Raw genomic sequence first — 12,681 nt, forward strand, 5'->3', positions numbered from 1 at the left:
TAAAAAGGGCAAAAAATAAGATAATGGCAAAAGAAAGCAATACAAATCCTAAAAAACCTAGATTCAGTTCCTGGTGGATTTATGGATTAATAGCAATTTTATTAATAGGGTTCCAGTTCTTTGGAAGCGGAAATCTTTCAAGCACCAAGAAAACTACTACTTCAGAGTTACAGGAATATCTCAGAAATGGGGATATCGAAAAAATCCTGATTATTACCAATACAAGGCAGGCAAAAGTCTTTTTAACGAATGAGGCGCTCCAGAAGGATGTTCATAAAGATGTCAAGGACCAGCCTTTTGCTTTAAGCCCTTCCGCTTCACCCCAATATGTTTTAGATTATGGGGATCTTCAGAATTTTGAAAACGAGATAAAAGATCTAAAAACCGAGAACAATTTGGATACCATAGTGGACTATGATACGGAATCCAACTACCTCGGTGATTTTTTGATTGGGATTCTTCCTTTTGTTTTGATAATCGGCATTTGGATTTATTTAATGCGAAGAATGTCCGGAGGCGGAGGCGGAGGTGCCGGAGGTCAGATTTTCAATATCGGTAAATCCAAGGCCAAGCTTTTTGATGAAAAGACGGACACCCGTACATCGTTTAAAGACGTGGCCGGGTTGGAAGGGGCCAAAGAAGAGGTTGAGGAAATCGTTGAGTTCTTAAAGAATCCGGATAAGTATACCTCTTTGGGAGGTAAGATTCCAAAAGGCGCCCTTCTTGTAGGTCCTCCTGGAACAGGAAAGACACTATTGGCCAAAGCCGTTGCCGGGGAGGCTAAAGTACCCTTCTTCTCGCTTTCCGGTTCTGATTTTGTTGAAATGTTTGTCGGGGTAGGTGCTTCCAGGGTACGTGACCTTTTTAAGCAAGCCAAGGATAAATCTCCAGCCATAATTTTCATTGATGAAATTGACGCCATTGGTAGGGCAAGGGGAAAGAACAATTTCACGGGCTCCAATGATGAACGTGAAAATACGCTAAATCAACTGCTTACCGAAATGGATGGTTTTGGCACCAATACCAATGTCATCGTACTTGCAGCGACCAACCGGGCGGATGTATTGGACAAAGCCCTAATGCGAGCCGGTAGATTTGATAGACAAATCTATGTTGACCTACCCGATATTAGGGAACGAAAGGAAATCTTTGAAGTGCATTTGAGGCCCATTAAGACCGCAGAAACTTTGGACTTGGACTTTTTAGCGAGACAGACCCCTGGTTTTTCAGGTGCCGATATTGCCAATGTTTGCAACGAAGCGGCACTTATTGCTGCGCGCAAGGAGAAAAAGGCGGTTACCAAACAAGATTTTTTGGATGCTGTGGACCGTATTGTAGGTGGCCTAGAAAAAAAGAACAAAATCATTACCGCTGGCGAGAAAAAGACCATTGCCTATCATGAAGCAGGACATGCCACCGTTAGCTGGATGCTAGAACATGCCGCTCCTTTGGTAAAGGTAACCATTGTCCCAAGGGGACAATCGCTGGGTGCCGCATGGTACTTGCCAGAAGAACGTCTTATAGTACGTCCGGAACAAATGAAGGACGAAATGTGCGCAACCTTAGGGGGGCGTGCTGCGGAAAAAGTGATTTTCGACAAAATCTCTACCGGTGCTTTGAGCGACTTGGAAAAAGTTACAAAACAGGCCCGGGCCATGGTTACCATTTATGGACTTAATGAAGAAATTGGCAACCTTACCTACTACGATTCTTCTGGACAAAGTGAATATGGCTTCACCAAACCTTACAGTGAAGAAACCGCACAGCGCATTGATACGGAAATCTCAAAGATTATTGAGGAACAGTATCAGAGGGCGGTGGAAGTACTCGAAGCCAATAAAGACAAACTGATTACCTTGGCAGAGCGACTTTTGGAAAAGGAGGTCATCTTTAAGGAAGATCTCGAGAAAATATTCGGACAAAGGCCATTCGAAAAAGAATTCGATCAAAAAGGACAGGAAAATTTGAATGGAGAGAAAAAAACTGAAGAGATTACTGTAGAAGAAAAAGAGGAAGAAGAAAAAAAAGAAAATAAATAATAAACTTGGACGTTCATCATTAATGACGGAATAGTATTAAGAAGTTTATCATGCAAAATGGGGCTATTTGACAAACTATTTGGAGGTGGCAAAAAAGTTTCCAAGGAGACTGTGGAGACCAGAGGAGTGCATATGCCAGATCTTAACATCCCCGTTGATGAAAAATTTACCATCCACTTCAAAAAAAATGGTGGGAAATTCCTGTATTGCGATTCTTTTTCTGAAATCTCCGAGGCCTTAAAAAATATCATTCAAGAAAATAACTGGCAGGAACATCCTTTCTTCGCCATGGACTCTAGATTAGAGGAAAGGTTCTCCAAAGAAGGAATTTCTTTTACCACGGACAATAAGAACAGTGAGGTATTTTTTACCACATGCGAACATCTAATTGCCCAAAATGGTTCTATATTGGTCTGCTCCAATCAACTAAATGAAAAAAAGCTTCATGAGCTTCCCGCCAATGTCATTGTTTTTGCAACTACCAGTCAGTTAGTAGAATCCATTGGGGAGGGCCTAAAAACAATTAAAAAGAAATACGGTCACAGTATTCCGGCAAACATAACCACCCTAAAACACTTTCAAGCGACCGATCAAAACTCAAATGATTTTTTAACTTACGGAAGCAGTTCCAAAAATCTGTATCTTTTACTTCTGGAAGACCTTTAGTATGAGAGAGATTTTTAGACGCGCCCTTACCGGAGCTGTTTACATTATATTATTATTATCCGCTGTTTTTCTAAGCTCCGATGCCTTTGATTTTCTTTTTATGACATTTGGCCTTGCATGTCTCTATGAGTACAAACGGCTTGTACAATTGCGCGGATATCATATTTTTCTCGCTTATTTGACACTTTGGTGGGCGTATATCTATTTGGTACATGACCTTTCATTGATATATGTACTATTGTTTCTTACCGTTATGGTAGATTGTACACTTCTTTTTTTCCTATTCTCAAAAAACAAAAACTTATTCAGCACTTTTAGAAAATTCGTTGTTGGACTCTTTTATATAGGGGGCGGATGCATTTTTTTGACCATGATTCCCTATAAGGACGATGATTTTGCCAAACTGCTCATTATGGGCATTTTTATTCTTATTTGGGTCAATGATACATTTGCGTATTTAGTAGGCAGTCTTTTAGGGCGTACAAAATTATATCCTTCAATTTCTCCAAAAAAAACCGTGGAAGGTACGGTCGGCGGTTTTATCTTTGCCATGGGCGCCGCCTATATAATCGGAAAGTATGAATCAATAATCAGTCCGATGCAGTGGATGATTTTGGCAATAGTCATTGTTATTTTTGGTAGCCTTGGAGATTTATTGGAATCGAAATTGAAACGCACCGCAGGTGTAAAGGACAGTGGAGCTATTCTGCCCGGTCACGGTGGCATGTTAGATCGTTTGGATAGTCTCATATTTGCAGCACCGTTCGCGTACGTAACCTTAATTATTTTCGCTTATGTTTCATAGGGAAGGTCAAAAAATTATTATTACAACTTTCTTTATAGTCTGCGCTGCAGTATTACTGTCCCAATTTTATATTGATACGGTTTGGATACGGTTTGGACTTCAAATCATTGCTTTGGTACTTTTGATTCTGATACTTCAGTTCTTTCGAAACCCAAAACGAAAAGTCCCAAAAAACTTCGATGAGATTTTGGCACCTGTAGACGGAAAAGTAGTTGTTATTGAAGAAGTGGAAGAAAACGAGTATTTTAAGGATAAACGCATCCAAGTTTCCATTTTTATGTCTCCTATAAATGTCCATGTAACCCGCTATCCTGTAAGCGGAAGCATAAAGTATTCCAAATACCATCCCGGAAAATATCTGGTGGCTTGGCATCCCAAATCCAGTACTGACAACGAGCGTACCACAGTTGTGGTACGTACTCCTAAATTTGGGGATATCCTATACCGACAAATTGCAGGGGCTATGGCCAGACGCATCATAAATTACGCTGAAGAAGGTGAAAGTGTACAACAGGGCGATGATGCAGGGTTTATAAAATTTGGCTCAAGAGTGGACTTGTTATTACCTTTGGATTGTGCCGTGACCGTTAAACTGAACCAAAAGGTAGTAGGTGCAAAAACCTGTATAGCCACAGTTGTGGACAAGGATGAAGAAGCAGAAATTACATACTGATTTTTTGGAGGCCGTAGAGTTTGTGAACAACTATACAAAACCACTTCCTGCAGATCTTTTATTAAAGCTCTACGCCTATTATAAAATTGCAAACAAAAACTTTAGCAACCCTGGAAGTAAGACCCCGCTTATAAATGCATTTAAGGCCAATGCCTTGATCCAGGCCAAAAACATTGATAGGGAGGAAGCCATGAAACAATATACCAAATTGGTTAATAAGGAAATTAGGAGGTAAGCAAGTGGGTACAATGAAAAGACAAAGCCAAGAAATGAACCCCGTAAGGGCTTATTGATATAAGTCGTCAATATCCGCTTTACAAAGTTCGAAAAGAAAATTACCCATTTTTTCTGTTACATCCTTGTAAAAACGTTCTCCTTTTTCCGAGGTAGAATGCATAGGGTTGCCCACACCGGTATCCTCGCTGATTTGAGACCATTTGCGCTCCGCCCAGACCCAACCTTCGGAAAATGCCTTGATCTTGTATTTTTTTGAGGCTCCACTACCCCACTTCTCCTTTGGCAATACCAATTCCGGTTTAAGATGAAGCATAAGGCTTGTCTCCATTTCATCGGCATGGTCGCCGTTTTCTTGAAAATAATCCGATTTATCAACAGCTTGTGGCCAGTTGGAAAAGCTAATAAACATTTTTGGGAATTTTAGTCCCAATTCTCGGACCAAGGGCTTGAAATTATTTCCTCCATGACTGTTGAAAATCAATAACTTATAAATTCCTTGACGATTCAACACCTCTACAACATCGCATAAGATCGCGTACTGCGTACTAGGATTTAGGTTAATGTCCAGGTAGATGTCGGATTGCCCCGTATTGACTCCAAAAGGAATAGTTGGGAGCACTATAACCTTACCTCCCTTTTCCCAAGCTACCTTCGCCGATCCTGCCGCAAGAGCATCTGCTTCAAAATTGTCCGTGGAATACGGCAAATGATAATTGTGGGCTTCAGTGGCACCCCAAGGCAGTACGGCCAAATCGAATTTTGCATCCTTAAGGGCATTCCAATTGGTCTCGGCCAAAATATAGGGTCTCATAGTCTCAGGTTTTATTGCACAAACTTAAAAAGTCATTCCTAAAATATAAATCAAATCGTTCAAAAAAATTAAAATACCATTGCTTCCAATTCTTCAAAACTAATCTGGTATCCCATTAAATCTATAAATTGAGCTAATCTTGATCAGTACACGCACAAAATTTACTTTATATAAGGAATTGTTTTTAGGATATGATCAATAGCGTTGAGGCGTGCAATTGTCTTTTTATTAGCATTTATAATCACCCAAGGGGCATGCGGAGTATTCGTTTTATCCAGCATTACTTCCTTGTACTTGGTATATTCCTCCCAAAGTTCTTGGGCCCGCTCATCTACAGGGGACATTTTCCATCGCTTTAGATTACTTTCCTTGATGTCCTCAAAGCGTTTTTGCTGTTCTTCCTTGGTTATGGAAAAATAAAATTTGATCAAATAGGTATTTGATTGAATGATCATTTTCTCAAAATCGTTCACTTGGGACATAAATATGTTATACTCCTCAGGTGTACAAAAACCGTTTACGGGCTCGACCACGGCCCTATTATACCAACTCCGATCAAAGAAAACTATTTTACCTGGTTCTGGAAGGTTATTCACATATCTTTGAAAATACCACTGTCCTTTCTCATCTTCCGTGGGCTTGTTCAGTGCTACTATTCTATAGTACCTAGGATTAATGTAGGCAGAAATTCGGCGGATCGCTCCTCCCTTTCCGGCAGCATCACGACCCTCGAAAAGGACCACTATCTTTTTTCGATTCTCTATAGCCCAAGTCTGTAACTTTACCAGCTCAACCTGACGTCTCCTCAAATTGGTTTCATATTGCGTATCCCTTAACGCCTTTTCCAAATCCAAGTGTTTACTTGCAAAAAGACTCCGTAAACCTATTTTACTATTTAACAATTTCAGATTTTCCTCGGATAAATCCAGATCTTTAAGTGAATCCATATCAAATATCTATTTGCTTTGCATTCCTATAATAGCGAACAATTACATTGGGATCAGGTTGAATCGGTATTTTTGAATAATCCTTCTCCCGGTAATCAAATTTTGAAAGTACATAGCGCATACTTTCTAAACGTGCTGTTTGTTTATCATTGGTCTTTACTATAATCCAAGGGCTAAAATCGGTGTGGGTTCTCGTAAACATTTGTTCCTTGTAGTAGGTGTACTTGTCCCAAAGTTCCTGGCCTTTCATATCGACCGGACTAAACTTCCACTGCTTTAGCGGATTTCTAAGTCGGGCGGTAAACCTTTTTTTCTGTACTTCCTTGGAGATGGAAAACCAGAACTTGATCAATATGACACCATCTTCGTAGAGCATATGTTCAAATCCGGGTACCTGGACCATAAATTGTGCATACTGTTCTTCATTGCAAAAACCCATTACAGGTTCTACTACAGCCCTATTATACCAGCTTCGGTCAAAAAAAACGATTTCCCCAGGGTTGGGAAGTTCCTTGATATATCTTCTAAAATACCATTGTCCTTTTTCGTTTTCTGTTGGTTTGGAAAGGGCAACAACCCTTGCTGTCCTAGGGTTCAAATGCTCGTAGAAACGCTTTATGGAGCCCCCTTTTCCGGCAGCATCCCTACCCTCGAAAAGAATTGCAACGCGTAGATTGTTCTTGGAAACCCACTGTTGTAGTGAAACCAATTCACTTTGAAGTTTTATGAGCTCCAATTCATACTTCAGTTTTTTAACAACATTGTCAATTTTTATGTTTTTCCTATTGGCAATATCAATTAAATCCTTTCTTGTTTTTACGCCCAATAGATCCTCAGAAGTGTATTGCATAGTGGTCGCTAGTTTTCAGAAACAATTATCTGTTTAAACAATAGAAATATCACGAGTCCAAAAAAGTAATGGCACCTCGATTGTCCAATAATTCCTCAAAATAGTGTTTTTATGCAAATTTGATAGGGTATACCAATAGAATTAAAAGGATTTTTGAGAAAAAGATAAATTAAAGATGGGAAAATTTTTATTTGAATGGTCCGATCATAATATGTGCACGGAAAGTTCCGGGATCCATAAGCCATGGCATTCCTTTTTCGTGAGGTTTATCTGGTAGTCCGGTGGATTCCGTAGTCGCAAAAGGCGTGTAGATAACATAGCGATATTGACCGTCTTTAAGTTCTCCTGTAGCCTTGTCGTAGGCTGTATCACTTCCAAAATACACATACATCATACTAGGTTCTTTTGGCATTTGAATCTTACCGGCAGCCACTTCCGCCCCTCTGATTTCCCTTTTCTCCTTAAAATCCTTGCCCTGGGCCGAGAGTTCCCTTCCTCGTTTCATAAAGGGTTCCAGTTTTTTTGAATAGCAAGAGACACTAATACCTTCCTTTTTAGGGTCATCGGCCAAACAGACCAGATTATTGGTGCCTTCGCGCAAAACGACGAACTCGCCCGATCCATTATAGCCATAAACCATAGCCCCGTCCTTTTCAGCCTCGGGCGCAGGGAGTGTAGCCGTCTTTATTTGCACAGCTGCGGGAAGGATTTCAGGTTTCTCCATTTCTTGACAAGAAAGGGGGATAAAAGCCAGTATCAGGAGGAAGGAAGTTAAATTTTTCATGGTATTCTAGTTTTCCTTAAAGATAAATATACTGTAGGAGTTTTTCCATAAGCAGAGATAAAAAGAACAACAAATATCAAAAATTGAAATAAATTAAGAACATGAAAATAGTTTACGCAACGACCGTAAACTAATTCCATTTACCTAAAACATATAATTTACCCCAAGCTGGCCAAACTCTTTTCCAAAGTCTCGATTTTGGCTTCGGCATCCGCAGCCTTCTTTTTTTCAATAGCCACTACCTGCTCCGGAGCATTGTTTACGAAACGTTCATTGGATAGTTTCTTTTGAACGGATTGCAAAAAACCTTTGGTGTAGTTCAACTCGTCCTCTATTTTCTTGATTTCGGCATCCACATCTATAGCCCCAGCAATAGGGATAAAATATTCATTGCTTTTGACACGAAAAGTCAATGCCCCTTCCAAACCGTTTTCTACATGAGAAACTTTGGAAACATGGGTCAATTTCTGAATGATTACGTCCCAAGCGTTCGAAACCTTTTCTTGGTTCAGGATGGACAACTCCAAAGCTTCCTTCATAGGAATATTTTTTTCCTTTCGTATGGTCCGTATGCCCGAGATTACCTCGGAGGCAAAATCGAATCCCTTGATCAGTCCCTCATCCACTTCTTCCTCTATTTTGGGCCATTCGGCTATAATAAGTGCCTGTTGCGGGTCTCGCTTAGCGATATGTTGCCAAATCTCCTCGCTCAAAAACGGCATAAAGGGATGTAACAATTTCAAATTTTGCTCAAAGAGATGAATTATGGAATCAAAAGTGGTTTTGTCTATAGGTTGTTGATAAGCCGGTTTTGAGATTTCCAAAAGCCAAGAACAGAAATCCTCCCAGACCAATTTGTACGTGGTCATCAACGCATCCGAAATACGATATTTACCAAAGTGATCCTCTATTTCCAACAATGTCTGGTTAAATTTGGCAGTATACCAGGCAACACCAAGCTTGGCAGCCTCCGGTTGGGGCAGGTCACTTACCTCCCATCCCTTCACCAAACGAAAGGCGTTCCAAACCTTATTGGCGAAGTTTTTTCCCTGCTGGCATAAAGTCTCATCGAACATAAGGTCGTTGCCAGCGGCAGAGCTCAACAAAAGTCCCACACGAACACCACCGGCGCCATACTCTTCTATCAATTTTAGGGCATCCGGCGAGTTTCCCAAGGATTTGGACATTTTACGGCGTTGTTTATCCCTAACGATTCCAGTAAAATATACATTCTTGAAAGGAGGTTCCTTACGATATTCATAACCGGAGATAATCATTCGGGCTACCCAAAAAAATATGATATCCGGGGCCGTGACCAAATCACTTGTTGGATAATAATAGTTGATGTCCTTGCTATCAGGTTCCAAAATCCCGTTAAAAACGGTTATAGGCCATAACCAGGAGGAGAACCAGGTATCCACAACATCTTCGTCCTGCCTTAGATCGGCAATGGTCAAGTTAGGGTTATTGGATTTTTCTTTGGCCAACTGCAACGCATCATCAATATTTTCCGCCACTACAAAATCATTTTGCCCATCCCCGAAATAGTACGCCGGTATTTGTTGTCCCCACCATAGTTGGCGCGAAATGTTCCAATCGCGGATGTTCTCCATCCAATTGCGATATAGATTTTCGAACTTTTTTGGAAAAAACTTTACCTCACCGGTTTCCAATACTGCACTTAAGGCCGGTTTTACTAGTTCCTCCATCTTCAAAAACCACTGATCGGACAATCGTGGTTCTATTATCGCTTTGGTCCTTTCCGAAGTTCCTACCTTATTTACGTAATTTTCAGTCTTTACCAAAAATCCTTTTTCTTCCAATTCCTTGGCAATTTCCTTCCGAACCAAAAATCGATCTTTGCCTTCATAGTGAAGACCGTAGGAATTTAAAGACGCATCGGCATTAAAGATATCAATGACCTCCAAAATGTGCTTCACCCCTAATGCTTGGTCATTTACATCGTGTGCAGGGGTCACTTTTAAGCATCCCGTACCGAATTCCAAATCAACATACTCGTCTTCAATAATCGGTATGGTACGATTACAAATAGGCACTATGGCCTTCTTACCTTTCAAATGTTTATAGCGTTCGTCCTTAGGATTTATACAAATGGCCGTATCTCCCAGTATAGTCTCTGGACGCGTGGTAGCTATCGTTACTTTTTCCTCAGATCCTTCTATGGGATAGGATAAATAATACAGCAAACCCTGTCTTTCCTCATAGACCACTTCTTCATCGGAAAGGGTAGTCTGGGCCTCAGGATCCCAATTTACCATGCGATAACCCCTATATATCAATCCCTTATCAAAAAGGTCTACAAAAATCTTGATGACAGAGTCTGACATGTTGTCATTCATGGTAAAAGCAGTTCTTTCCCAATCACAGGAACATCCCAATTTCTTTAACTGCTCCAGAATCACCCCACCGTAATTATGGGTCCAATCCCAAGCATGCTTTAAAAACTCTTCTCGGGATATGTCGGTCTTGTTAATTCCCTGTTCCTTTAGTTTGGCTACCACCTTTGCTTCGGTGGCAATGGAAGCATGGTCGGTTCCCGGAACCCAACAAGCATTCTTTCCTAAAAGTCGTGCTCTGCGTATTAGGACATCCTGAATAGTGTTATTGAGCATATGCCCCATGTGGAGTACCCCGGTCACATTAGGTGGAGGAATTACAATGGTATAAGGCTCCCTTTCGTCCGGCTCCGAATGAAAGTACTTATGTTGCATCCAGTAGTCATACCAATGGTTTTCCACGGTATTAGGCTCATATTTTGATGGGATATCCATTTTTTGGAATAGTTTTTGGTGAATTAACGGCGGCACTAAAAACTGTGCTGAAGGTGAATGTTAAATATTGATAAGTTTAGGGCCTTTTGCCCGAGTTAAATACGAAACAAAAATAAGTAACGTTAATAGATAACAAAAGGATTTTGGAGGTTCATCTGAAAAGATTTACTTTTGAGATTCACCCAAAACGAAAGATAGTAGCAATTGCAGTTATGGATTCCTGCCATAAATTTACTTAAAAGCAGGTTTTGACTAACAGGGAGTTGCACATGCCATTGAAAAACAATTAAAACCACGATTATGAAAAAAATAGTACTTGTATTATTTATGGGCCTAATGGGTTTAGGCCTTACTGCTCAGGTAAAAGCCCCGAAAATTGAGTTTAAGGCCGAAACAGTAGACTATGGAACCATTGAAAAAGGCAGTGATGGTGTACGAGTCTTTGAATTCACGAACACTGGTGAAGCTCCATTGATCGTAAGCAAAGTAAGCTCTAGCTGTGGGTGCACGATTCCTAAAAAGCCAGAAGAGCCTATTTTACCGGGTAAGACAGGAGAAATCAAGGTGAAATACGACACCAATCGTGTTGGTCCCATACGAAAAGCCATTACGGTAATATCCAATGCGGACACACCTACAAAAGTCTTAAAGATAAAAGGGGAAGTTAAAGCTCCGGAAGGAAAGAAATGATTCACTACAGAATCTAAATCTCTTAAAAAGAAAAACCCTGATTTTAAAATCAGGGTTTTTCTTTGAATAAATCCTTCAGTACAAAGGTATAAAGCAAATCCTTATCCTGCCTTGCAATACGTACGCGAATACGCTTTCCTTCCTTTTCGTTTAGCATTTGCAAAATTTCCTGAAGTTTATATCTATGTACGCTTTTCCCGTTTACGGACAACACCACATCGCCCTCCTTTAGTCCCGCAATCTCGGCCGGGCTTCCAGCCCTAATTCCGGATACCACAATTTCGGGAACCAAACTTAACCTTGTACGGTTTTCCAAAAGAATCTGTACGTCACCGAACGACTTTTTATTGCTTTGGACAACACCATTGCTATTTGCTATACTCTCGGATACATAGCGTACGCCATCGTGTTGTAACTCTATACCGCTCATATTGTAATGGAAGGGCATTTTAAAATTCTTGTTCTTTCTAAGGGTGAACTTGTTATTGGTATAATCAAAAACAATATTGAACCGTTTTAACACCTCGCCCCCAATGCTTCCATTTCTATCCCCCAAATACCTGATTGCACCAAACGATTTACGTTCCGGGAAAGCGGCTTTGGCATCTTTTAGGGAAAAACTACCCAATTTTATACTGTTTATTTTGGTGCGCTTCCCAAAGATATCACCACTTAGTCCTTTCCCAAGAAAATCATCATAATTCTTGTCCGGTATCCCTATTTCATCATTTTCAAAAAGCCAAACGGCATCGCTACTCCCAGTATCCAACAGAAGCCGAACGGGTAAATCCTCAGCGTCTTTTAGGAAAATACTTCCATCCACATAGGCTTTCTTGGCCGCGACCGATAGCGGAAGTGTTTCACTCCTTTTATCCTTTTTATATACATAGGACGCAGGGTCATGAAATTTAATGACTTTTGAAGCATAGTTTATATCAACAACAAAATCCCTAAAAAGGTCATATCCAATGATGCCATGTACTGTAATCCCCAGGCTTGGGGAAAAATTAAGGTCTTTGTCCAAGACCACATATAGGAGTTGGTCCCTATTTTGTACGTTTTTCAATGCAAATGTGTTTCCCTTGGAACTTAGGGCCTTTATGGGCTCTCCATCGCCCAGTCCCCTAATGGTAATTTCGGAAACGTCTTTTATTTGAACCGAATCCTGATCGGAAAGATTAAACAATATGGGCTTGCTGACTCCGGAATCCAATATGAAGGATAGCTCGGTTCCATTCACCTCCATTGGGATGATAATGAGATTATTAATGAGTTCAAACCTTACTTTTTGGTATTTCTGTCCTTCGGGCAAATCAAATCCCTGGGCAATCCCAACTAGTGGAAAGCTCATTAACAAAAATGTAAAATAAACAAGTATCCTGTTCAA

12 protein-coding genes are annotated in these 12,681 nt (G+C 40.5%); 6 read left to right on the forward strand and 6 right to left on the reverse strand.

Annotated elements, in window-relative coordinates; genetic code table 11:
• Positions 1–23: 23 nt before the first annotated feature.
• From ftsH to D7Z94_RS19335, 5 genes are read left to right on the forward strand one after another with little or no spacing between them, the layout of a single operon-like run.
• Positions 24–2,039, forward strand: a complete 2,016-nt coding sequence (gene ftsH / locus D7Z94_RS19315; protein ID WP_120713278.1) for an ATP-dependent zinc metalloprotease FtsH — start codon at positions 24–26, stop codon at positions 2,037–2,039.
• Between the two features lie 57 nt (positions 2,040–2,096).
• Complete coding sequence (locus D7Z94_RS19320; RefSeq protein ID WP_120713279.1) at positions 2,097–2,705, forward strand: LUD domain-containing protein; 609 nt, start codon at positions 2,097–2,099, stop codon at positions 2,703–2,705.
• Position 2,706: 1 nt separating this feature from the next.
• The gene (locus tag D7Z94_RS19325) at positions 2,707–3,510 is read left to right on the forward strand and encodes a phosphatidate cytidylyltransferase (protein ID WP_120713280.1); all 804 of its coding nucleotides are present in this window, start codon (positions 2,707–2,709) and stop codon (positions 3,508–3,510) included.
• On the forward strand, positions 3,500–4,183 hold the full coding sequence (locus D7Z94_RS19330; RefSeq protein ID WP_120713281.1) for a phosphatidylserine decarboxylase family protein: 684 nt from the start codon (positions 3,500–3,502) through the stop codon (positions 4,181–4,183). Before D7Z94_RS19325 ends, D7Z94_RS19330 begins: the two co-directional genes overlap by 11 nt.
• A complete protein-coding gene (locus D7Z94_RS19335) occupies positions 4,158–4,418 on the forward strand; it encodes an acyl-CoA-binding protein (RefSeq protein ID WP_120713282.1) in 261 nt (86 codons plus the stop codon). The genes D7Z94_RS19330 and D7Z94_RS19335 overlap by 26 nt, the downstream gene beginning before the upstream one ends.
• Positions 4,419–4,469: 51 nt before the next feature.
• Here D7Z94_RS19335 and D7Z94_RS19340 read toward each other — a convergent pair whose 3' ends face one another.
• The 5 genes from D7Z94_RS19340 to D7Z94_RS19360 form a co-directional block, all read right to left on the reverse strand.
• Positions 4,470–5,231, reverse strand: a complete 762-nt coding sequence (locus D7Z94_RS19340) for a creatininase family protein (RefSeq protein ID WP_120713283.1) — start codon at positions 5,229–5,231, stop codon at positions 4,470–4,472.
• 161 nt (positions 5,232–5,392) lie between these two features.
• Positions 5,393–6,178: a polyphosphate kinase 2 gene (gene ppk2, locus D7Z94_RS19345; RefSeq protein WP_120713284.1), complete on the reverse strand. Its 786-nt coding sequence runs from the start codon at positions 6,176–6,178 to the stop codon at positions 5,393–5,395.
• A gap of 1 nt (position 6,179) precedes the next feature.
• A complete protein-coding gene (gene ppk2, locus D7Z94_RS19350; protein ID WP_120713285.1) occupies positions 6,180–7,028 on the reverse strand; it encodes a polyphosphate kinase 2 in 849 nt (282 codons plus the stop codon).
• 187 nt (positions 7,029–7,215) lie between these two features.
• Complete coding sequence (locus D7Z94_RS19355; protein ID WP_120713286.1) at positions 7,216–7,812, reverse strand: hypothetical protein; 597 nt, start codon at positions 7,810–7,812, stop codon at positions 7,216–7,218.
• A 158-nt stretch (positions 7,813–7,970) separates the two neighbouring features.
• The gene (locus tag D7Z94_RS19360) at positions 7,971–10,604 is read right to left on the reverse strand and encodes a valine--tRNA ligase (protein ID WP_120713679.1); all 2,634 of its coding nucleotides are present in this window, start codon (positions 10,602–10,604) and stop codon (positions 7,971–7,973) included.
• A 300-nt stretch (positions 10,605–10,904) separates the two neighbouring features.
• Between D7Z94_RS19360 and D7Z94_RS19365 the strand changes: the two genes are divergently transcribed.
• Positions 10,905–11,294, forward strand: coding sequence for a DUF1573 domain-containing protein (locus D7Z94_RS19365; RefSeq protein WP_120713287.1), 390 nt, complete (start codon positions 10,905–10,907; stop codon positions 11,292–11,294).
• 49 nt (positions 11,295–11,343) lie between these two features.
• Here D7Z94_RS19365 and D7Z94_RS19370 read toward each other — a convergent pair whose 3' ends face one another.
• Positions 11,344–12,645 (reverse strand): aspartyl protease family protein, encoded by a 1,302-nt coding sequence (locus D7Z94_RS19370; protein ID WP_245967257.1) that lies wholly within the window; start codon positions 12,643–12,645, stop codon positions 11,344–11,346.
• Positions 12,646–12,681: the final 36 nt, after the last annotated feature.

Origin of the sequence: Ulvibacterium marinum (assembly GCF_003626755.1) — a bacterium.
GTDB lineage: Bacteria > Bacteroidota > Bacteroidia > Flavobacteriales > Flavobacteriaceae > Ulvibacterium > Ulvibacterium marinum.